Below are 21,257 nucleotides of genomic sequence, written 5' to 3'. Positions count from 1 at the left end.
TGAACAGGCACAACCGCGGGAGAGATCATGGCAACCTTGCAGTGGGACCACGCAGTACAGTTTGTGAATCAGCCGGAAGCGGCAATTGAAACCTTTGCCGGACAGCAGCTGCGGGCGGTGGCCGGCGGGCGCCATCCGGGGTGGGGAACCCGCAATGCGCTGAGCTATTTTGGCCTGACCTATATCGAATTCCTCGCCATTTCCGACCCGGACGAACTGCGCGCCGCGACGGACAGGTTTCTGCTCTCGCGGGATGCCGCGCGGTTGCTGCCGGAGAACGAAGCGCTGTTTCGCGTCGCGCTGCGCAGCGACGACATCGACGCCACCCATGACCACTTGCGTCGCAAGGGGCTGGCGGTGTCACCGATCGTCGATGGCCAGCGCCACGATCCGCAGGGCAATGTCATCCGCTGGCGGATCTTCACCATCGATGGCGACACCGACGGACTGGTCTATCCTTTTGTGCTGCAGTGGGGAGAAGACGACGAGACCCGGCTGGCGCGGCTGCGCGACCAGGGGCTGGACGTGCCTCATCCGCTGGGCGACATTGTACTCGAGCAGGCGGTGTTCGAGGTGGACAATCCGCAGGCGGTGCGCGATCGCTGGCAGGCGCTGCTGGGCTTCCCGCCACAGGGGGAGCAGGGGCTGGACGTGGGCGGCCAGTGGTTTACTTTCCGCGAAGGAGCCGCCAACCAGCTGACCGAACTGGTGTTTCGCGTCGCCAACCCGGCGCTTAAGGGGCAACGCTTTCGCGTTGGCAACGGCGTGTATCGCTTTATATAAAGGCTGACTCTAGCGTGTCGTGGCGCGCAGGGCCCCCGGCGGCTGGCCGGTGATGCGTTTGAAAGCCCGGCTGAAGGCCGCCAGCGACTGATACCCGAGGCGGAAGGCCACCTTTTCCAGCGCCTGGCCTTCGTGGGTGATGTACTGCACCGCCAGCCGCATACGCAGCTCGGTCAGATAGCGGGCGGGGGTGGTGCCGGTGGCGGCAAGAAAACGCTCGGCGAAGAGAGAGCGCGACAGCCCCGCTTCCCGCGCCAGATCTTCCACTTTCCAGTTAACGCCCGGACGCTGATGCATGGCGTAGATCGCTTTCGCCAGCCGGGGATCGCGCAGGACCTGCACCCAGCCGGTGGCGTTACCGCACCCGCATGCCACCCAGCCGCGGACAATCAGCGCGGCCACCACGTCCGCCAGCCGGGCGAGGATCCCGGCATAGCCCGCCTGGCGGGTGAGCGACTCCCGCTCCATTGCGGCCAGCAGCGGCTGGATCTCCGGCCAGGTGTGGAGCAGGCAACTCACCCGCATCACCTCGGGCATGGCCTTCACCAGCGGCTGCATGCCGCCGAGCTCAAAGTCCATGCAGCCGCTGAAAATCACGGCACGCTCCGGGCAGTCAGGCTGGCCGCCAGCGTTGATGCAACTTACCGTGCTGCACACCGTTTCGCTGTTCAGCTGCGCCACATTCACCACCGCGGCCTGCGGATCGGAGAGCAGGGCGTGTCCGTCGCCGTTAGGAATAAACAGCGCGTCGCCGCTCTCCAGGGTGAACTGTTCTCCGCTGGCCATGCGCAGCAGCACCGGTCCGCGGCTGATGAAATGGAACTGGGCTTTGCCCGCCACGGCGCTAAAGCCGACGCCAAACGGGCGGGAGGTTTCGATGCGCCGGTAATTCACGCCGGAGAGGCGCATACCGCGCAGCAGTTCGCTGGTCAGGTCGATAGTAGGCTGGCTCATGGTAATTCCGGACGAATAATCAATAACTGAAGAGTATGCATCATATATCGTCCAGGGGTAAGCCCCTAAGATGACCAGGATGTTAATAAACCTGGAGAGATGTATATGACTTCCTGCATAGCTGCTGACGCAAGCCTGACACCCGTCAGGCCTGCCTGGCGTGCCGTCTATGCCCTGGCCCTCGGGGTGTTCGGCCTGATCGTGGCCGAGTTTCTGCCCGCCAGCCTGTTAACGCCGATGGCCAGCAGCCTCGGCGTCAGCGAAGGGATGGCCGGGCAGGCGGTGACCGCCACGGCGCTGGTGGCGTTAGTCACCGGCCTGCTGATCGCCACCGCCACCCGCAATATCGACCGCCGCTGGGTGCTGATGTTTTTTTCCGTGCTGCAGATTGTCTCCAGCCTGATGGTCGCTTTTGCCGGTTCGCTGGCGTTTCTCCTGCTCGGTCGTCTGCTGCTGGGGATCGCCATCGGCGGTTTCTGGGCGATGTCCACCGCCACGGCGATGCGTCTGGTGCCGGCGGCCCATGTGCCGAAGGCGCTGGCGATCATCTTTTCCGCGGTGTCTGTCGCCACGGTGGTGGCCGCGCCGCTCGGCAGCTACCTCGGGGAGCTGATCGGCTGGCGCAACGTGTTTATTCTCTGCGCGATACCCAGCCTGCTGGCGCTGCTCTGGCAGCTGTGGGTGCTGCCCTCCATGCGCCCGGAAAGCGTTGGCACCTTCTCCACGCTGTTCAGGGTGCTGCGCCGTCCCGGTATGCTGGGCGGCATGCTGGCATCGATCCTCATTTTCAGCGGCCATTTCGCCTTCTTCACCTACCTGCGTCCGTTCCTTGAGACCGTCGCGCAGGCCAGCGTTGAAGGCGTTTCACTGATTTTGCTCGGCTTCGGTATCGCTAACTTTATCGGCACCTCGGTAGCGAGCTATCTGCTGAGCCGCAGCCTGCGTCTGACCCTGGCGCTGGTGCCGCTGATGATGAGCGTCCTGGCGCTGCTGATGGTGACGTTTGGTCATCTGAGCGTGCTCGACGGGCTGCTGGTCGCCCTCTGGGGGTTTGCCTTCGGTCTGGTGCCGGTGGCCTGGTCCACCTGGCTGGCCACCACCGTGCCGGATGAGGCGGAAAGCGCGGGCGGTCTGCTGGTGGCCTCTATTCAGCTGGCCATCAGCGCCGGCGCCGCCGGCGGCGGGGCGGTGTTCGATCTGCACGGCGCCAGCGGCGTCTTCACCGGCAGCGGTGTGCTGCTGTTGACCGCGATGGTCGTGGTCTTCACCGCCGTGCGGGTGAAACCGGTCGCCCGCGCCGAACAGCCGGAGACCGGTCGCTTATCCCGCGAGATCGATAACTAAATTGGCCGACAGGCTGCGGGAGCAGCACAGCGCAATATGCTGCTCCGCTGCCTGTTTTTCCGCCTCCGACTGCACGGTATCCCGGTGGTCGACCGTTCCCTCCCGCACCGGCGTCAGGCAGGCGCCGCAGATCCCCATCTCGCAGGAGAGCGGCACGTCGACGCCATGCTCCTGCAGCACCCGGGCGATGGTTTTGTCCCCCGGTACCGGCCAGCGCTCCCCGGTGGAGGCGAGGGTGATGGTGAAGGTTCCGTCCGCCGCCGAGGCCGCCGTCGGGGCGGGCGGCTGGAACGCTTCGCTGTGCAGTTGCGCCTCCGCCCAGCCGGCAGCCAGCGCGGTGTCGCGCACCTGGCTCATAAACCCTGCCGGTCCGCAGAAATAGACCCGGGTGTCGGCGTCCGGCGCGCCCAGATCCTGCGCCAGCCGCAGGCGCGGACTCTGTCCGTCGGCAGAGCAGTGGATCAGGCAGGTTCCGCCGGTGAGCTGGTTGGCGATCTCGGTGGCGAAGGCGGCCTCCTGCGCGCGGCTGACGTAGTAGTGCAGCGTAAAGCTGGCGCCGGACGCCGCCCGGGCGTGGGCCATCGCCAGCAGCGGCGTAATGCCGATCCCGGCGGCGAGGAGCACCACGTGGCCGCCCCCGCGCAGGGGAAAGTGGTTGCGCGGGGCAGAGATCAGCAAGGGCTGCCCCGGACGCAGGGTGTCATGAATATAACGGGAGCCGCCTCGCGACTGCGCCTCGCGGGCGACGCAGAGCAGATAGTGATCCCGCCCGGCCGGGCTGCCGGTCAGCGAATACTGACGGATCAGCCCGCAGGGGAGATGGAGGTCGATATGGGCGCCGGGCGTCCACGCCGGCAGCGGTTGCCCATCGGCGCTCACCAGACGAACGGCCAGATTTTTCGCGCCCTGGCGCCACAGGCCATCGACCACCACCGGGAGTATGTCGCGCATAAGACCTCCACTCATACCAGAAAGAAATCGCCAAAGCCCATCTTCTTCAGCCCGCGCCGGTAGGCGATAGAGCTGCGGTCTGCCGGAATATGCGCCTCCAGGGTCAGATCCAGCGGCAGCCGCTCCGGGCGCTGGGTCTCAACCATCAGGCGATCCTCCTCAAACACCCGCAGGTTGAACGCATGAACGTCTTCCACCGGCACATGCAGGTCAAAATTGCGGGCGATAGGGGCGAACATCCGCGTCACGCGCGACGACACCGGCGAGGCGGCGTTCATGATCACCAGCTTCGCATCGGCAGGGAAATGGATGGTCAGCGTGGCGGTGAAGGGCAGATGCATTTCAAAGTGACGCAGCCACTGGAACCCTTCCGGCGCGCGGAAATCGGAGCTGGCCGGGTAATTGCCCACCGAGCTCCAGTAGTCGGCAACAAAACCGAACGGTGTCTCCTGCGGGGCGTAGTCCGGCACCTGCTGATTGTCCGGGTCGGCAAAGGTATCAGTGTGGATCCACGCAAAGTGGGCGACATCGAGAAAGCCTTCGACCTGGCGGCCGGCAAAGCCCTTCACCTCGAAGGCCGGGCAGTTGATTTGCTGAAAGCCGGCGTCGTCCCAGTGCGGCATGGTCGGTAACGGCGGCGGATTGTCCGGATCGCAGGCCAGACAGGTCCAGATCAGCCCGTAGCGCTCCTCCACGGCGAAGCTGGTGAGATGCAGTTTGGCTGGAATGGGTTGCCCCGGACTGGAGGGGATGCGGTTGCAGCGGCCATCCTCGCCAAAGCGCAGGCCATGATAGGGGCAGACGATGCCTTCTTCTTCATGAAACCCCAGGGTCAGCGGGACGCCGCGGTGCGGGCAGACGTCGCGGGCGACCACCACCTGACCTTTAATGCGATAGATAACCAGCTGTTCGTCCAGCAGGGTGGCTTTCACCGGGGCGCCGCCAATATCGCAGGCGCGGGCCACCGGGTGCCAGCAGCGGGCCAGCCGCAGCCAGTCCTCTGGATCAAAGGTGCAATGGGCGGGGGGCGTCGGGACGGTTCTCTTCATGATTTCTCTTCCTGCTCACATCGGTGATTGTTTTATTGTTGTGAGATTATTGTTGTCATATTAGGGTGTTCACATCCATCACCATTAATTCACTCTGCTGTTGCAAAAAAGAGTACAGGGTCGCCATGAGTCCATTTTCCCGTTTCGCCCACTATTTCATCGCCGTGGCCCGCTGCGGCAGCCTGCGCCGGGCCGCCGAGCAGCTGCATATCTCCGCCTCGGCGATTAACCGCCAGATCCTGCAGGCCGAGGAGGCTTTCGGCACACCGCTGTTCGAGCGGCTGCCGGAGGGGTTGCGGATGACCACCGCGGGCGAACTGCTGTATGACAATCTGCTGCGCTGGCAGAAGGAGTTTCGCCAGACCCGGCAGAAATTTGATGAGCTGCAGGGGATGAAGCGCGGGAGCGTCAGCGTCGGTATGGTGCAGGCGCTGGCGGAAGGTGGCTTCGCCGCCGCGCTGGCGGAGATTATCGCCAGCTGGCCGTGGCTGGAGCTGGATCTGCAGGTGGCCGACAGCCACACCGTCAGCCAGAAAGTGCGTCAGGCGGATCTGGACGTCGGTCTGATCCTCGATCCGCAGGGGCAGGCCGGACTCAGCGTGCTGGCCTTTGCCGAACTGGAGGTGGGGATTGTGATGCGCCCGGACCACCCCCTGGCGGGGGCGAGGGCCCTGTCTTTGGGTGAGCTCAGCCTCGAGCGGCACATTGTGCCCGGCGCGCCGCTGATCGTTCATGAGCGGGTGGCGCTTCTCTATCGCCACCATGACTTTGCGCCGGAGAATACCATCAGCTGCAATGATATCCGGCTCATTAAGTCGCTGGTGCTGCGCGGCAGCGGCGTGACGCTCCTCAGCCTGCTCGACGTGCTGGACGAGGTTCAGCGCGGCCAGCTGGCCTTTGTCCCGCTGCGCAGTACGCTGCTGCGGCCGCTGACCCTGGCGCTGTGCACCGCGCCTTCGCGTCAGCTATCGCGTCCTGCGCAGATGGCCATTCAGACGCTGAGCGCGGTGATTGAATCCATGGCGACCGTCAGCCCAGCGGCCCGCTGAGGATGGTATCGCACATGCCGTTGATAATCCGCTCGCCGGTCTCCTCCCGCAGCTCCTGGTACCAGGCTTCAGTGAGCTGCATATCCTTTCCGTGGGTGATATCGCAGCGCTTGCGCGCCTTCAGTACCAGATCGCGGACCCGGTCGCAGCGCTGGGCTTCATACTCGCGCAGGGCGGTCGCAATATCGCGGGTCTGGCGGAAAACGGCGCCCAGCACCACCGCATCTTCCATCGCCGCGCATCCCCCCTGGCCAATATCCGGGGTGGTGCTGTGTCCGGCGTCGCCCAGCAGCGCGACGCGACCGCGGACCAGGCGGCTGAATGGTTCGATATCGTGGATTTCAATACGGTTGGTGGTCTGCGGGTCAAGGGCGGCGATCAGCTTCTGCACCGGCGGCGCCCAGCCGGCAAAGTAGCGGCTGAGGTCAGCGCGCAGGGTGTCACGATCCTCCGCCAGACCCGCCGGCAGCGGCACATCAAAGAAAAAGTAGAACCGGCCGGCGGAGACCGGCATCAGCGAGACGCGCTTGCCTTCGCCGACAAAGGTGGTCCACTGATCGCCGGGCGCCAGCGCTTCATCTATTTCCACCAGACCGTTCCAGTTGACGTAGCCGGCGTAGCGGCGCTGCGGGGTAAAGCCGAGCACCCACGGACGCAGCGCGGAATGGCTGCCGTCGGCGGCAATCAGCAGATCCCCGCTGGCGCTGCTGCCGTCGGTAAACCACACCGTCACGCCGTCGGCGTTTTCTTCACAGCGGGTGACACGTTTGCCGAACTGCACGCTTTCCCGTCCCCAGTAATCCAGCATTTCCCGCTGCAGCTCTGCGCGGGAGACCGGGCAGGGGCGGCTGCCGGTACGTTCGATCAGCGGCGCGAGGCTGAACTGGGTCATGTTCTCGCCGCTGCGGAAATCGCGATACGCCATGCGGCGCAGCGGTCCGCCGAAGGTTTCCATGATATCGCCCATACCGAGGTGGGCCATGCACTTCACGCCGTTGGGCCACACGGAAATCGCCGCGCCGACCGGTTTGATCTCTTTCACCGCTTCATAGACTTCGCAGTCGATCCCCGACTGTTTGAGCGCCACTGCCGCACTTAAGCCGCCGATGCCGGCGCCAATCACGATTGCTTTCATTTTTTTCTCCTTCTCCCGATGTTGTGACTGACTACAGCAATTTGCGTACCAGTTCGCCGGAGGGAGGAAAACCGCCGGCCTGAGGCACAGCGATAGGTCATGACGCACCACATCGGTGCAATGTGACGCATTGGTTGCCTTTTTATGAATCAAAAGTTTCTTTATGTTGCATTAAGAATCTATCGTTTCAGTACTCTGGTTCCGCAGCGGTGGGGAGCGAGGCATGACTGGAGTGATTTAACTAAATGATTTTAAAGTATTAATAAATTTATTCGTTCGCGTTGGTCGTCTCTGGCCTGCTTTGTGCAGAAGCTCTTGCACTTCTCTTTGCTACGGGATAACACCATGTCTGACGAACATCACAGCGGCCTGCTTTACGGCCTTGAACAGCGGATCCCACCGCTTGCGGCCTTTTTTAGCGCCCTCCAGCATGTGCTGGCGGGTCTGGTGGGGATCATCACGCCGCCGCTGATTATCGGCGCCACCCTCGGACTTGGCGACTGGCTGCCGTATCTCATCAGTATGTCGCTGCTGGCCTCGGGTATCGGTACCTTTCTGCAGTCCAACCGGGTCTGGGGCATTGGCGCCGGGATGATCTGCATGCAGGGCACCAGCTTCGCCTTTCTTGGCGTGGCGGTAGCCGGAGGGATGTGGGTGAAAGCGCAGGGCGGCGGGCCACAGGATATTATGGCGATGCTGTTTGGCGTTAACTTTGTCGCCGCCCTGGTGCCGGTGATTGTCAGCCGCTTTATTGAACCGCTGAAGAAAATCTTTACCCCCATCATTACCGGCAGCGTGATTGCGCTGATCGGCATCAGCCTGATCAAGGTCAGCGTCATTAACTGGTGCGGTGGCGAAAAGGCGCAGGATTTCGCCAGCATGAGCAATATCGCGCTCGGGGCGGGTACCCTTGGCGTTATCGTTCTGCTGAGCTGCGCCAAAAACCGCTGGCTGCGGCTCTCCTCGGTGGTGGTGGGCATTGCCGTGGGCTGTGTGGCGGCAGGGCTGAGCGGTCAGTTCCACCTTCACAGCCTGGGCGACACCCTGTTTCGCCTGCCGACGCTGTTTCCGTTCGGTTTTCAGTTTAACAGCGCGATTTTTCTGCCGGTGGCGCTGGTGTCGCTGGTCTGTATTCTGGAGGCGGTGGGCGATCTGACAGCCAACTCGCTGATTTCGCAACAGTCTGTTGACGATCGCGCTTTCCGCAACCGGTTGAAGGGCGGTATCCTGGCGGACGGCGTCAGCTGCATGGTGGCCGCGATGCTCAGCGCCTTTCCGAACACGACTTTCGCGCAGAACAACGGCGTGATCCAGATGACCGGGGTGGCCAGCCGCTATGTCGGGCGCTACATTGGCGTGATTCTGATCCTGCTTGGGCTGTTCCCGCCGGTGGGCGAACTGCTGCGGCAGATCCCGGCGCCGGTGCTGGGGGGCGCCACGATGGTGATGTTTGGCTGTGTGGTAGCGGCCGGGATCCGGATCATTACCCAGAACCCGCTCACCCGACGCGATGTGCTGATCGTTGGTCTGGCGTTTGGCGCGGGCCTTGGCGTGGAGTCGGTGCCGGCGTTTCTCAGCCATTTTCCGCCGATGGTCGGCGATCTGTTCGGTTCGGCGGCCACCAGCGGTGGGCTGGTGGCGATAGCGCTGAACCTTGTTCTGCCGCAGGAGCAGGCGGCGACGAAAACGATAAGGAGTCAGGATGATCGCGCTGAGACAGTTTAACCGTCTGAGTCATGATGAAGCAGTGGCGCTGCTGGCCCCCTGCGTGGCGATCCCGGCCTGGAGCGATACGCTGGTGAGCTTGCGACCCTTCGCCTGCCGTGAAGCGCTGCTGCAGGTCGCCCGGGAAGCGATGGCCGACTGGGGGGAGAACGATCTGAACGCGGCGCTCAGCGCCCATCCGCGGATCGGCGAAAAACCGACCGGCAGCCAGGCGCATGCGACGATGTCGCGCCAGGAGCAGTCGGCGGTGGACAGCGATAATGAAAAGCTGGCGCAGGCCCTGCGGGAGGGGAATGCCCGCTACGAGGCTCGTTTTGGCCGGGTGTTTTTAATCCGCGCCAAAGGGCGCAGCGGCGAAGAGATGCTGCAGGCGCTGACGCGCCGGCTGCAGCATACCGCCGACGAAGAAGTGGCTGAGGCGCTTGCCCAGCTGCGGGAAATTACGATGTTAAGACTGGAAGGAGCGATTGGCGAATGAGTACCCTGAGCACCCATATTCTGGATATTTCCACCGGCACGCCGGCGGAAGGCGTGGCGGTCAGCCTGAGCCGGGAGGGCGAGACGCTGGCGAACCTGGTAACTAACGCCCAGGGGCGTATCGCCACCTTCAGCGCCGCGCCGCTGCCGGCGGGGCGCTACTGCTTAACCGCGGAAACGGGGGCGTGGTTTACCCGCGTCGGGCGCGAGAGCGTTTTTACCCGGGCGCAGATTGATTTTGTCATTGGCGAGGCGACAGATGACCATTTCCATCTGCCGTTTCTGATAGCCCCGGGCGGGTGGTCGACCTACCGCGGCAGCTAAGCCCGGCTGCCCATTGCCGGGCGGCGCTGCGCTTGCCCGGCCTGGATCGTTACGGAGCGGGGAGAGTCAGCCCGTAGGCCCGGTAAGGCGCAGCCGCCACCGGGCATGTAAAGGTGTCTCCGGCCACCATTCTTCCTGTTTTATCCCCACACAAGGATAAGTATTCTCCTATCCCCACCAGGGGATAACCTTGACATTATCCCTTGTAGGGTATAAAAGCAGATTTATCCCGATGGGGGGATAAACGATGGTGAGGAACAAGGCGATGAATTCCCCGCAGATATACAGTCCCGTTCAGCTGGCCAATTACCTGAAACTGCTGCGCCAGCAAAATCACTGGACTCAGGAGGCGCTGGCCAGCCGGATCGGCATTAAACAGGCGACGCTGTCCAATTTTGAAAATCACCCGGACAAAACCACCTTGACCACCCTGTTCAAGATCCTCCAGTCGCTGGGGGTGGTGATGACCCTGAACGCCAAGCCGGCCGAGACGGCGACGGCCCCCGATAACACCACGGATCTGGACTGGTAATGGCGACGCTCACTACCTGGATGAACAATGTGCGCGTGGGAACCTTAACCCGCCAGGCCAACGGGGCGCACAGTTTCCGCTATGATGACGAGTGGCTGCGCAGCCCGCGCGCCAGGCCGCTCTCCCTCTCGCTGCCGCTGCAGTATGGCAATATCACCGCCGACGCGGTGTATCACTATTTTGATAACCTGTTGCCCGACAGCCCCCAGGTCCGCGACCGGATCGTCAGGCGCTATCAGGCGCGCTCGAAACAGCCGTTCGATCTGCTGGCCGAGGTCGGCCGGGATAGCGTAGGGGCGGTGACTCTGCTGCCGCCGGGGGAAGAGGCGCATCTTGCAGCGTTGCGCTGGCAGACGCTGGATGAGGCGCAACTGACCGCGTTGCTGACCGCCTACCAGTCGGATATTCCGCTCGGGATGGTGACCGGCCAGGACGATTTTCGTATCTCGGTGGCCGGCGCTCAGGAGAAAACCGCGCTGCTGCGAATGGGCGAGCACTGGTGTATTCCGCAGGGCACCACCCCGACCACCCATATCATTAAACTGCCCATTGGCGAGATAAAGCAGCCCAATGCGACGCTGGATCTGCGCGAAAGCGTGGATAACGAATATCTGTGCCTGGCGCTGGCCAGGGCGTTGGGCCTGGCGGTGCCGGAGGCGGAGATTATCACCACCCCGCGGATCCGTGCGCTGGCGGTGACCCGCTTCGACCGGCGCTGGGCGCAGGAGGGGCGCGTGCTGCTGCGGCTGCCGCAGGAGGATCTGTGTCAGGCATTCGGCATCCCGTCGTCGATGAAATACGAGTCTGACGGCGGGCCGGGTATCGCCGCGATCATGACCTTTCTGCTGGGCTCCAGTGAAGCCCTGAAAGATCGCTATGACTTTATGAAGTTCATGGTGTTCCAGTGGCTAACCGGGGCAACGGACGGGCATGCGAAGAATTTCTCGCTCTTTTTGCTGCCCGGCGGCAGCTACCGGCTCACGCCGTTCTACGACATTATTTCGGCATTTCCGGTGCTGGGAGGGACGGGACTGCATCTGCGCGATCTGAAGCTGTCGATGGGGCTCAACGCCACCCGAGGGCGGAAAACGGAGATTAACGCCATCTATCCGCGTCATTTTCTGGCGACCGCCAAAGCGGTTAACTTTCCCCGGGACCAGATGCTGGCGATCCTTGACGAGTTTGCCGACCGCGTGCCGCAGGCCATCGAAAGCGCCCGCCGAACGCTGCCGGCGGACTTTTCCGCCCACGTCTGGCGGGCGATCACGGAGAACATGCTGAAACTGCACGCCCGCCTGCAGCAAGGGCTGCAGGCGCGATAGCGAAGCCGAGTGGCGGTTAGCTCTGCGGCTGCCCCCAGCGGCTGCGCAGGTAGTTAACCGCCTGGCGGGTCTGCGGCTGATTGAGGTTGTTTTCGCGGAACAGGATGGTGCCCTGGATCTGCGGCAGGGACTCATTGAGATCGAGCTGCTTTTTCAGCTCCGGCACGCCGCCATCCACCGTCCAGTCAGGCTCATTTTTGGACGGTTCACCCACCTTGTACAGCGCCACGCCAATATACAGCCGGGTATGGGTGGGCTTAACCACCTCGGCCCACCAGTTGGCCAGCACATCATAGCGCGCCGCATCGCGGGCAAATGGCCAGTAGATCTGCGGGGCGATGTAGTCGAGTAGTCCCTGCTGCACCCAGCTGCGGGTATCGGCATAGGATTCATCATAGGCGGCCGCGCCACGGGTATCAGACCCCACTGGATCGTGGGAGCGGTTGCGCCACACCCCGGCCGGACTTACGCCAAACTCGACGTTCGGATTGAGTTTTTTAATGGTCGCGGAGACCTGGGCAATAAGCTGTTGAGTGTTATGCCTCCGCCAGTCGCCCTTCGAGGCATAGCCCTGCCCGTAACGGCGGAAGGTCTCGTTGTCGTTAAGCGGGGAAGCGGCGGTTTCGGTGTAGAAATAGTCATCGAACTGCACGCCGTCAATCGGGTAGTTCTGCACCACTTCAGCGACGATGCTGGTGATCCAGTCACGCGCTTCGGGAATACCCGGGTCGAGAACAAAGCGGTCGCTGGCGGTGCGGATCCAGTTACGGTGCAGGACAAACACGCTGGCCGGTACCTGAGTGAGGGTGTTATTCAGCTCGGCAATGGTCGACGGTTTGGTGTTGACCGAGACGCGGTAAGGGTTAAACCACGCGTGAACCTTCATGCCGCGCTTGTGCGCTTCATCCAGCATAAACTGCAGCGGATCGTAGCCGGGATATTCGCCGATGTTGCCGGTCAGCATATCGGACCACGGTAGAATATCCGACCGCCAGAGCGCCGTACCGTCCGGTTTCACCTGGAAAAAGACGGTGTTGATCCCCAGGCGCTGCAGATTATCGAGTTTGGCGATCAGCGCCAGCTTCTGCTGCGTGATGCGGCTTTCCGGCGTACTGGCGATAATCGACCCGACCGGCGGCCAGTCAAGGCGCGAGACGGTGGTCAGCCAGATGCCGCGTACCGGCTCCCGGTGCGTCTGACCGGCTTTAACGGTCGCGCTCTTCGGCGGCGTGACGAGGGATTTCGGGGCCTTACTGGTGCAGCTGAACAGCATGCCGGCGGCGATGAGCGCCGCGCCTGCCAGCGCCACTTTGCTGGCTAAGGGGAATCGACGAGAATGGCTGATGATGAACTCCCGTGTAATCAGATCGTCGCGTGTAGGCGCTATTCTCTTACGATTCGCCGGTCAGAGCAATTCCTTGTTCGGACTGCGGCCATCAAGAGAGAGGCGTCAGTCGGGCTGCCCCGCCAGAAGGTACCTCAGCATTCCCGGCCCCGGGCAGGATTATCCGTTATGGGCGCCTCGGCAAAGCGAACAGGTAACTCAGCGGATCCGCGACTGCTCGTCGTCGCGCAGCGTCAGTATCTCAAAACCGTTGGCGGTCACCGCCACGGTGTGCTCCCACTGCGCGGAGAGTTTTTTATCGCGGGTGACCACCGTCCAGCCATCCTTTTTGGTCTTGATACGACTGTCGCCCTGGTTCACCATCGGTTCAATAGTGAATACCATGCCTTCCCGCAGCACGGCGCCTTCCCCGGGCCTGCCGTAGTGCAGCACCTGCGGCTCTTCATGCATTTCCTGACCGACGCCGTGACCGCAGTATTCTCTGACCACGCTGTAGCCATGGTCCTCGACCCAGCGCTGAATGGCATGGCCGATGTCGCCCAGCGTCGCGCCAGGTTTCACCACCTCAATGCCTTTCCACATCGCTTCATAGGTGGTCTTTACCAGCCGGCGCGCCAGCGGGGAAACGTCGCCTATCAGGTACATCTTACTGGAGTCAGCGATCATGCCCGCTTTCTCGAGGGTAATATCGACGTTAACGATCATCCCGGAGCGCAGATGCTCGGTCGCCTTTGGGATGCCATGGCAGACCACGTCGTTAATCGAGGTGTTCAACACATAGGGAAAGTCGTATTGCCCCTTGCTGGCAGGGCGGGCGTGCAGCTGGTTGACGATAAAATCTTCCACTCGATCGTTGATTTCCATCGTCGTCACGCCGGGAACGATAAAGGTATCCAGCATGGCAAACACCGATGCCAGCAGCTGGCCGGCATGACGCTGGCGCGCGAGCTCATCGGCGGTTTTAATGATTATTGATGGCATTGATCACCTCCAGCAGACGGTCAGAGCCGGATTTCAGCATCAGCAGTTTGATCTGCTGGTGGTTAAGCTCGGGGTAGAGTTCGCTCATCATGCCCAGACGGATCCAGTATTCCGCCTGCGCATTGACGGAGCGGGACATGGCTTTGCTGGCATCACGAATGTCATCGTGCAGCAGATCGGAGATTTTGACGATTCCCATAGCAACAACCCATATATGATTCGTATATGTATCGTATACCATCCAGCGCGGAATGTCCCTGGCATTTAGTGGACTGGGCGGCGAACACCATGCAAAAAAGCCCGACCGGCGGGCTTATTTTTCAGCATGTGTTCGGGTTAAAAATTCGCGCTGTTTGCCATGGCGAAAATTACCCATTAGGTTATCAGTATGCGGAATGAAAATAACATGATGGCGACGCATCAATATATTTTATGCAGGTGTTAATTTTGCGTATGAATATTCTCCCGTCAGGCCGGGAATCCGGGGGATTTACAGCGCGTCAGTGAGTTTATCCACCACCACTTTACCCGCATTATCGAACTGCGTAATGCGGAAGCTGTCGCTCCAGGAGCGGCGGGTGGTGAAGCGGTCAAACAGGGATACCCGACCTTTACGCTGGCCATCTTTACTTAAAATAACCCATTCGGTCACCGAAGAATAATGCTGACTATTGTCATGACGACTCTGTTGTTCAACCAGGCGATCTTCTTTTTCCACTTTTAAATAATCACGCAACATATTTAACCTCCATAGAAAGTATTATTAACATTACTCCTTTTATTTATTCTTTCAATCAAACTTTTTAATCAATAAAAGTAACTATTAGTGGGCGACCTAAGTGCGAAAATCGCCGAGTTTGTCACTCCCGAAGATGGCCAGGTCCACTACGCTTAACAGGCGTATGCACCGCGCGGTCGGCGCATGCCCGGGCCGGAAAGCCGACCATAAAACACCTTAACCTTGTATTCATTATGGGCGTGATTCTGTTATATCTAATGCGTTTTGCCACGACCGAGCCACAGAGAGCGCTGTACCATGAGTAACGATCACCTGACGGACATTGCCTATCGCCACTTTATTGAAAGTGTTAAAGATTATGCCATCTATATGTTGAGCGCCGATGGGACGGTCATCAGCTGGAACGAGGGCGCCCGCCGGGCAAAAGGGTACCTGAGCGACGAGATCGTCGGTCGCTACTTCGGCCTCTTCTATAGCGAAGCCGAACAGCTCTCCAGGGTGCCGGCAAAAAATCTGCAAATTGCCCTGCGTAGCGGCCAGTTCGAAGGCGAAGGCTGGCGGTATCGTAAAGATGGCTCCCGGTTCTGGGCGCATGTCATGATCAATGCCATCCGCGATGAACAACATAACCTGCTGGGCTTTGCCAAAATTACCCGCGACATCAGCGAACAGAAGGCGATCAATGACCGCATCGCGTGGATGGCGCGCTACGATGCGCTGACCGGTTTACCCAATCGGGTGGAGTTCTTTGAGCGGGTGGAAAAGCTGATCACCGGTAATGACGCCCGCCGCTTTGCCGTTTTCACCATCGATTTAGATAAGTTTAAAGAGATTAACGATCTGCAGGGCCATCTTATTGGCGATCAGCTGCTGCAGCGCGTGGCAGGCGCCGTGCTGAAAACGCTGCAGAAGGAGGAGATGGTCGCCCGCTTCGGCGGCGATGAGTTTGTGGCCGTCAAACCTTTTGCCGATGAAAGCGAGGTGGACGCCTTTGCCACCCGTCTCTGGCACTGCTTCAGCGGTAAGCAGACGTTTGCCGCGACGGAAGTGATCCTCTCCGCCAGCATAGGTATCTCCGTCTACCCGGAGGACGGGACGGATATTAATACGGTACTGAGCAATTCCGATCTGGCCATGTATCGGGCAAAGAGCAGTCTCGACCACAAGATTTGCTGGTACGAACGTGAGATGGACGACAAGACGCGGCAGCGGAATATGATGGCCGCCGACATCCGCCGCGGTATTCAGGCGGGGGAGTTTTCGCTTCACTATCAGGCGATCCGCAACATTAAAGATCGTCGCATCACCGGTTATGAGGCGCTGTTGCGCTGGCAGCATCCGCAGCTGGGGGCTATCCCGCCGGAGGTGTTTATTCCCATCGCCGAAGAGAGTGGCGCTATTGTGCCATTAGGCTACTGGGTACTGGAGCAGGTGTGCAGCGAATCACTGGATAATCGGCTGAATAAAAAAATCTCTGTCAATATCTCACCGGTACAGTTACGTCACCGCAGCTTTATCGAAAAAGTCCGCGAGATCCTGATGCGAACCGCTTATCCGGTTAGCCTGCTGGAATTTGAAGTGACGGAGACGGCGTTTATCATCAATAAACAGCTGGCGTTCAGCGTGCTGCATCATCTGCAAAAGATGGGCATCAGTATTGCGCTGGATGATTTCGGCACCGGTTACTCCTCCCTGAGCATGCTGCGCGATTTTCATTTCGACGTCATCAAGCTCGACCGTAGCTTTATGCAGGATGTGGAGAGCAATCCTCAGGTTCGCTCGTTCGTGCGGGCGATTATCTCGCTGGGCAACTCAATCAATACCCCGCTTATCGCCGAAGGGGTAGAAACCGAAGGGCAACGGCAAATCCTCGAAGAAGAGGGATGCGACGAAATGCAGGGCTTTCTGTTCGGCGAACCGGTCGATGTTAAACATCTGCCACGGCAGAATTAACGCACCCGCCGTGGGCTGGTGGGCGCGGGATCGTTACTGATGAGCTAAAGTAGGCTGCCCGGAGAGGTGCAGCAGCGCCGCGCGCAGGGAGACCTCGAACATCTGACCGTGCGTCAGGCCAGGGTAGCGCCAGAATTGCACCGTCAGACCGTTGCTGGCCAGCTGCTGCTGGGTCTGACGCAGTACGCCCAGGGAGGTTTCATGCCCGGAGGGCTCGCCAGCGGCTTTTCCGTCGCCTTCCAGCAGATACAGGGACGTCCCGGTAAACGCGGTGGCATCAAGGGTCTGGGTGTCCTTCAGGGGAGACGTCTGCGCCTGGCCAAGCGACGGGCTGGCAGAATAGTAGATCCTGAAAAGGGAGTGGTTTCGCCACGCGTCTAGTACAAACAGTCCGCCGTAAGAGTGGCCCCAGATAGCGCGCTGGCGAGGATCGATTTTCAGGTTAGCTTCTGTTTGCGGAACCATCGTTTCGCTCAGCAGCTGACGAAACAGATCATTACCCCCGGTTTTTCGCGGCGGCAGCGCGGTTTTCCCGGCGCGAGGTTCATCCGTCTTCAGCGGCGGAGTGTAATCCCAGGCCCGGGCGGCGGTATCGAAGGGCAGCGCCGTCTGGTAACCAATAGCGACGATGACCGGTGGGGAACTGGCGGAGAGCTGTTGCAGAAACGCGTCGTTGAGTTTATCCATCACCGCATTGCCGTCCAGCATATACAGCACCGGGTAACCGGCGTCCGGCGGCGCTTTATCCGGCACCGCGGTCCACACCCGGTAATGGCGTTCGCCATCGGCAGAGTCGTACTGGCGCTGGGTAAAATGATAGAAAGCTGACCCTTTATCCGCAATATTCGGTCCCAGCGGCTGCAGATCCGGCCGGGCGAAACTGCCGCTGCTGTAAAATAGCGCGCCTATCGCCAGCGTCAGCAATCCGTGCGTCTGCCGCGCTGTGATGATCCCTGAATCCTGCTTCACCTCGTCTGTCCTCCTGTTCTCTGTCATCTGGCGTTTTGCCTGGGCTGACACGTTAGTATAGCTTCATTGATAATGGTTCTCATTTCTTTTTATGCGCGCAGTAGCAGGTGGCATGCCGCTGAGGCTGGTGGCGGATTCAGTCCATCAGGAGGAGAGATAGCCGCCTGTTGGCGGCTATGGGAGAAAGGTCAGGAACGATCGTGAAGGGTGCTCAGCACTTTTTTGACCAGCGGGGTAAGCGCAATAAACAGCAGTGCAATTATCACGACCAGCAAGAGCGCGAGCCCTTTATGGTGAGTGATAAGCACCCACAGCATCGCCAGCGTCATGGGCATGCTCCTTTAATAACCGTATTCGCCACCGCTCAGGTGAATGAAATTCAACAGAATGGTCATGACCACCCAGGCCAGCAGCAGAAAGCGTCGTCTGTCGCGCCGCGCTTCCAGGGCGGCGAAATAATTAGCGCTATACCAGGTCGATATAATAATAGCCAGCGTGATGATGACCTGCCAGACCGCTTGACGATAGCCTGTCACGACGCTTATCCCGCGAAAGCAAAGGACGATGGCGATACCGTTAAGCGCGTTACACATCAGCCATCCCCACAGGCTTGCGGGCCGGCTAAATAAATATCCAAATCGTAAGACCAATGTCGTATACACCTTGCCAAAATAATCGCGCTGTAAAATGCATTTTAACCATGGAAGAGGTATTGATATAAATCAAAACTAATGGGATAGCGCAGGAAATACTGGCGCACGGTACTCGCGGCCTGATTGACAAAACAGAGGGTAAAACACTGATTAAATTCTTAACATTTTGTTTTTATTGATTATTTTAGTGTATCGAATAAGAGGAGACGCATAATAAATAGATATGATAGCAATTTAATATGCGTTAATTTCCCCGGTTATTATTGTGATTGACGTGATAACGGGGAAAATTAGATTTTTCGCAATGTCTGTTTGCTGCCAGACCAATAAATGGAAGGGCCGGGGGCTGCGCCCCGGCCGGTGGCGCACTTAATGGGGCAGTGCGTTATGCTGGAGGATCTTCAGGAAGTCATTTTTGTCAGAGATTAATGACAGCGCATTCGCGATCAGCTCATCGCTGAATATCGAGGCAATTTCTTTGAGCACGTCAATATGCTCTTTCTCTTTCGCAATCACGCCAATGGCAATAAACATCACGTTGCCGCGATCCCAGATAACGCCATCAGGAAACTGAAAGATCTCAATCCCGGTTTTAAGGATGATATCCGTCGCTGATTTCGGCAGATGCGGCAGGGTGATGCCATTGCCCAAAAAAGTGGAAACCTGATGTTCACGCTCCAGCAGAAAGTGAACGCACTCCTGATTGACATAGCCTTTGGCTTTACACTCCGCGCCAATCATGGCGATGACTTCCGCTTTATTACTGGCCTTGCAGCCGATGTGCAGATTATCCAGCGTGATGTTATCGATCATAGCCAACCTCCCTGGTGAGACGAGTGGATTTTTTATCCTCATGATTCGCTGACAGCTCTGCTTCTAACTGCTCCAGCGATTTATTGGAGGTCTCCGGCAGGGCGAACACCACGAACAGAATCGCCAAATAGTTGATGGCCGCGAAGATGAAGAAGACCGGCCCCAGGCCCAGTTTCGCCTGCAGCAGCGGGAACAGGTAGCTGACTACCGCGTTCATGATCCACATGAAAAATACCGAGATCCCCATCGACAGTCCGCGGAATTTCAGCGGGAACAGCTCAGCTAATACCACCCAGGTGATAAAGCCCATCGAGCCCTGCATCACGCCGACGAACAGCGCGCCCAGCAGCCAGATAGCGGTGGCTTTCAGATCGCCCACCAGGGTGTAGTCGACCGCGGCGATAATCAGATGCAGCGTGGCCATAATGGCGAAGCCGTAGATGATGATCGTCTTACGTTTGAAGCGGTCGACAAGGAACAGCACGCCAATCAGCATACCGCCGACGGAGAAGACACCGTTCAGCACGTTACAGATCAGCGAGGTACGCTCTGAGAAGCCAGCGGCACTCAGGATTTCCGTACCGTAATACATAATGACGTTCACCCCGGTGGTTTGCTGCAGTGCGGCCCAGGTAATGCCCACCAGCAAAATTTTGAGGATCCATGGCGTTGTGAGGATAGTGGTGAAGGTGTTCTGAGTGCTGTACTTATTGCCGGCTTCAATTTTGATCAGGGTGGAGATGTCGTCATACTCTTTCTGTGCGCGTTCCGCCGGGCGGATCTGTTTGAGAATATGCAGCGCTTCTTCGTGGCGGTTTTTGCTGATCAGCCAGCGCGGACTTTCCGGCGCGCGCCACATACCAACAAACAGGCAGATAGCGGGGATCGCCTGCACTAACAGCATATAGCGCCAGACGTCCGGCAGATGGCCCCAGATGATGCCAATGATCGCGTTAATGGCAAACGCCGCCAGCTGGCCGATAACGATGGCGACTTCATTCAGGCCGGTCAGCTTGCCGCGCATCTCGGTGGGCGCCACTTCAGAAATAAAGGTCGGAGCGGTAACCGAGGCGCCGCCGACGGCGTACCCCAGCAGGGCGCGGGCAATCAGCAGGGTGGTGATATCGGGAGCCGCGGCGGAAAGCAGGGCGCCGATGAGAAAGATAAAGGAGAGGAAGAGTAAGTATTTGCGCCGGCCGAAGTAGTCGGCAAACTTGCCGCCAAACACGCTGCCCAGCGCGGCGCCGACCAGCAGGACGCTCATCACCAGCCCTTCGGTGGTCGGGGTCAGCGCCATGTACTGCTTCAGTGAGGAAAAGGCGCCGTTGATAACGCCAGTGTCGTAACCGAAAAGCAGGCCGCCGAAGGTGGCCACTAAGGTGATCTGATGAAGTCGTTTTCTCTGTTGCTGGTTCAGGTTTGTTATAAATGACATGGTAGTCCCTTTATTTTGTTGAACGACACAAGATAAAAATACATCTCCCCAGTCAGGATTTATCACGCCTGTGTTGTCGTATCTAACTGAATTAAATGATTTTCTTCTTTGTGTAATTGCTCAGCACATGGCAGGGTACGCTAAGCAATGGCGGTCAAAGAGGTTTACGGCTTGGTGGTGATATGGATGTTGTCGATATCCGTTCTCCTTTTCGGGGTTAGCGGTCTTCAGTGCGTCGGCAGGACAGCGCCCTGGTGTGGCATGTTGCTGTCGTTCCGGCGATTTACTGTGATAAGAATATGGCACAAAGAAATGGAACGAGCATGCTACAAGATCACATTATGAAAATTTAATTTCAAATCAGTGTTGCAGGAAGGTAAATACATGAAGCCAATCACAATGGCATGCAGCGCGATATCCCCATGAAAAGGGGGTTAATTTTGCGAGTGAGTAATAATGATGTTGTTTTCAGTGGGTTAATGTAACTCAAAGAATACAACGCAGATCACATTTTTACGCCATAATATCGAAGAATAGAATTTATATTTCATTACTCCGATTAGGGAAAAGCGTGGCTGGCGGCTCTGGGGCATCGGTGTGGAGGAGGTTGCGCAGGCCATTGTCGCGTCTGTGCCAAAGGAAGGCTATGAGGCAGGCATCGCGGGACGGGTGCCGCTGATAACCCTGCGGAGAGAAGGTCTCCCGGCAGGGTTGCGGCAAAAAA

At 59.3% G+C, this 21,257-nt stretch carries 22 protein-coding genes; 9 read left to right on the top strand and 13 right to left on the bottom strand.

From position 1 onward, the window contains the following. Positions 1–27: 27 nt before the first annotated feature. Positions 28–783 carry a VOC family protein gene (locus ACLH1U_RS04555; RefSeq protein ID WP_072420219.1) on the top strand — a complete coding sequence of 252 codons (756 nt, stop codon included), beginning with the start codon at positions 28–30 and terminating at the stop codon, positions 781–783. A 9-nt stretch (positions 784–792) separates the two neighbouring features. On the opposite strand, the gene ACLH1U_RS04550 is transcribed toward ACLH1U_RS04555, so the two are convergent. Further along, positions 793–1,737 (bottom strand): AraC family transcriptional regulator, encoded by a 945-nt coding sequence (locus ACLH1U_RS04550; protein ID WP_065882393.1) that lies wholly within the window; start codon positions 1,735–1,737, stop codon positions 793–795. 105 nt (positions 1,738–1,842) lie between these two features. Between ACLH1U_RS04550 and ACLH1U_RS04545 the strand changes: the two genes are divergently transcribed. Then, a complete protein-coding gene (locus ACLH1U_RS04545; RefSeq protein ID WP_032452827.1) occupies positions 1,843–3,081 on the top strand; it encodes an MFS transporter in 1,239 nt (412 codons plus the stop codon). Here ACLH1U_RS04545 and hpxE read toward each other — a convergent pair. Together hpxE and hpxD are read right to left on the bottom strand one after the other, a co-directional pair. Then, positions 3,058–4,032, bottom strand: a complete 975-nt coding sequence (hpxE, locus tag ACLH1U_RS04540; RefSeq protein WP_085550857.1) for a molybdenum cofactor-independent xanthine hydroxylase subunit HpxE — start codon at positions 4,030–4,032, stop codon at positions 3,058–3,060. The two genes, ACLH1U_RS04545 and hpxE, sit on opposite strands and share 24 nt — an antisense overlap. An 11-nt stretch (positions 4,033–4,043) precedes the next feature. Beyond that, complete coding sequence (hpxD, locus tag ACLH1U_RS04535) at positions 4,044–5,081, bottom strand: molybdenum cofactor-independent xanthine hydroxylase subunit HpxD (RefSeq protein ID WP_411299096.1); 1,038 nt, start codon at positions 5,079–5,081, stop codon at positions 4,044–4,046. A 125-nt stretch (positions 5,082–5,206) separates the two neighbouring features. Here hpxD and hpxR point away from each other — a divergent pair, with 125 nt between their 5' ends. After that, complete coding sequence (hpxR, locus tag ACLH1U_RS04530; protein WP_023289662.1) at positions 5,207–6,130, top strand: LysR family hpxDE operon transcriptional regulator HpxR; 924 nt, start codon at positions 5,207–5,209, stop codon at positions 6,128–6,130. On the opposite strand, the gene hpxO is transcribed toward hpxR, so the two are convergent. Beyond that, complete coding sequence (hpxO, locus tag ACLH1U_RS04525) at positions 6,111–7,265, bottom strand: FAD-dependent urate hydroxylase HpxO (RefSeq protein ID WP_023289663.1); 1,155 nt, start codon at positions 7,263–7,265, stop codon at positions 6,111–6,113. The genes hpxR and hpxO overlap by 20 nt on opposite strands. Positions 7,266–7,610: 345 nt before the next feature. Here hpxO and ACLH1U_RS04520 point away from each other — a divergent pair, with 345 nt between their 5' ends. The 5 genes from ACLH1U_RS04520 to ACLH1U_RS04500 all read left to right on the top strand — a co-directional run bounded on the left by ACLH1U_RS04520 (position 7,611) and on the right by ACLH1U_RS04500 (position 11,645). Next, on the top strand, positions 7,611–8,990 hold the full coding sequence (locus ACLH1U_RS04520; RefSeq protein ID WP_032452824.1) for a nucleobase:cation symporter-2 family protein: 1,380 nt from the start codon (positions 7,611–7,613) through the stop codon (positions 8,988–8,990). Beyond that, complete coding sequence (gene uraD, locus ACLH1U_RS04515; RefSeq protein ID WP_032452825.1) at positions 8,968–9,468, top strand: 2-oxo-4-hydroxy-4-carboxy-5-ureidoimidazoline decarboxylase; 501 nt, start codon at positions 8,968–8,970, stop codon at positions 9,466–9,468. Before ACLH1U_RS04520 ends, uraD begins: the two co-directional genes overlap by 23 nt. Further along, the gene (gene uraH, locus ACLH1U_RS04510) at positions 9,465–9,791 is read left to right on the top strand and encodes a hydroxyisourate hydrolase (protein WP_121936072.1); all 327 of its coding nucleotides are present in this window, start codon (positions 9,465–9,467) and stop codon (positions 9,789–9,791) included. Before uraD ends, uraH begins: the two co-directional genes overlap by 4 nt. A gap of 265 nt (positions 9,792–10,056) precedes the next feature. Next, the gene (gene hipB / locus ACLH1U_RS04505) at positions 10,057–10,323 is read left to right on the top strand and encodes a type II toxin-antitoxin system antitoxin HipB (protein ID WP_102002303.1); all 267 of its coding nucleotides are present in this window, start codon (positions 10,057–10,059) and stop codon (positions 10,321–10,323) included. Continuing rightward, positions 10,323–11,645 carry a type II toxin-antitoxin system HipA family toxin gene (locus tag ACLH1U_RS04500; RefSeq protein ID WP_044523012.1) on the top strand — a complete coding sequence of 441 codons (1,323 nt, stop codon included), beginning with the start codon at positions 10,323–10,325 and terminating at the stop codon, positions 11,643–11,645. Before hipB ends, ACLH1U_RS04500 begins: the two co-directional genes overlap by 1 nt. A 16-nt stretch (positions 11,646–11,661) precedes the next feature. Here ACLH1U_RS04500 and ACLH1U_RS04495 read toward each other — a convergent pair whose 3' ends face one another. The 4 genes from ACLH1U_RS04495 to ACLH1U_RS04480 all read right to left on the bottom strand — a co-directional run bounded on the left by ACLH1U_RS04495 (position 11,662) and on the right by ACLH1U_RS04480 (position 14,710). Beyond that, positions 11,662–12,954 carry a glycoside hydrolase family 10 protein gene (locus tag ACLH1U_RS04495; protein WP_411299095.1) on the bottom strand — a complete coding sequence of 431 codons (1,293 nt, stop codon included), beginning with the start codon at positions 12,952–12,954 and terminating at the stop codon, positions 11,662–11,664. 234 nt (positions 12,955–13,188) lie between these two features. Further along, entirely contained in the window at positions 13,189–13,971 is a 783-nt protein-coding gene (gene map / locus ACLH1U_RS04490; protein ID WP_048297502.1) for a type I methionyl aminopeptidase, read from the bottom strand. Continuing rightward, the gene (locus ACLH1U_RS04485) at positions 13,952–14,170 is read right to left on the bottom strand and encodes a ParD-like family protein (protein WP_002904808.1); all 219 of its coding nucleotides are present in this window, start codon (positions 14,168–14,170) and stop codon (positions 13,952–13,954) included. The genes map and ACLH1U_RS04485 overlap by 20 nt, the downstream gene beginning before the upstream one ends. A gap of 291 nt (positions 14,171–14,461) precedes the next feature. Beyond that, positions 14,462–14,710 carry a hypothetical protein gene (locus ACLH1U_RS04480; protein ID WP_004205912.1) on the bottom strand — a complete coding sequence of 83 codons (249 nt, stop codon included), beginning with the start codon at positions 14,708–14,710 and terminating at the stop codon, positions 14,462–14,464. 297 nt (positions 14,711–15,007) lie between these two features. Between ACLH1U_RS04480 and ACLH1U_RS04475 the strand changes: the two genes are divergently transcribed. After that, positions 15,008–16,663 (top strand): putative bifunctional diguanylate cyclase/phosphodiesterase, encoded by a 1,656-nt coding sequence (locus tag ACLH1U_RS04475; protein WP_023289671.1) that lies wholly within the window; start codon positions 15,008–15,010, stop codon positions 16,661–16,663. A gap of 33 nt (positions 16,664–16,696) precedes the next feature. On the opposite strand, the gene ACLH1U_RS04470 is transcribed toward ACLH1U_RS04475, so the two are convergent. The 5 genes from ACLH1U_RS04470 to ACLH1U_RS04450 form a co-directional block, all read right to left on the bottom strand. Further along, positions 16,697–17,632, bottom strand: a complete 936-nt coding sequence (locus ACLH1U_RS04470; RefSeq protein ID WP_411299094.1) for an alpha/beta hydrolase — start codon at positions 17,630–17,632, stop codon at positions 16,697–16,699. A gap of 188 nt (positions 17,633–17,820) precedes the next feature. Then, positions 17,821–17,961: a hypothetical protein gene (locus ACLH1U_RS04465; protein ID WP_065806202.1), complete on the bottom strand. Its 141-nt coding sequence runs from the start codon at positions 17,959–17,961 to the stop codon at positions 17,821–17,823. Between the two features lie 12 nt (positions 17,962–17,973). Then, the gene (locus ACLH1U_RS04460; RefSeq protein WP_065806201.1) at positions 17,974–18,225 is read right to left on the bottom strand and encodes a hypothetical protein; all 252 of its coding nucleotides are present in this window, start codon (positions 18,223–18,225) and stop codon (positions 17,974–17,976) included. A gap of 429 nt (positions 18,226–18,654) precedes the next feature. Continuing rightward, positions 18,655–19,098 (bottom strand): PTS sugar transporter subunit IIA, encoded by a 444-nt coding sequence (locus ACLH1U_RS04455; RefSeq protein ID WP_032452832.1) that lies wholly within the window; start codon positions 19,096–19,098, stop codon positions 18,655–18,657. Next, a complete protein-coding gene (locus ACLH1U_RS04450) occupies positions 19,088–20,533 on the bottom strand; it encodes a sugar porter family MFS transporter (RefSeq protein ID WP_032452833.1) in 1,446 nt (481 codons plus the stop codon). Before ACLH1U_RS04450 ends, ACLH1U_RS04455 begins: the two co-directional genes overlap by 11 nt. Between the last annotated feature and the right edge of the window lie 724 nt (positions 20,534–21,257).

Origin of the sequence: Klebsiella sp. 1SOBk5mer (genome assembly GCF_046603115.1) — a bacterium.
GTDB lineage: Bacteria > Pseudomonadota > Gammaproteobacteria > Enterobacterales > Enterobacteriaceae > Klebsiella > Klebsiella quasipneumoniae.
This window is presented reverse-complemented; position numbering and strand designations above follow the sequence as displayed.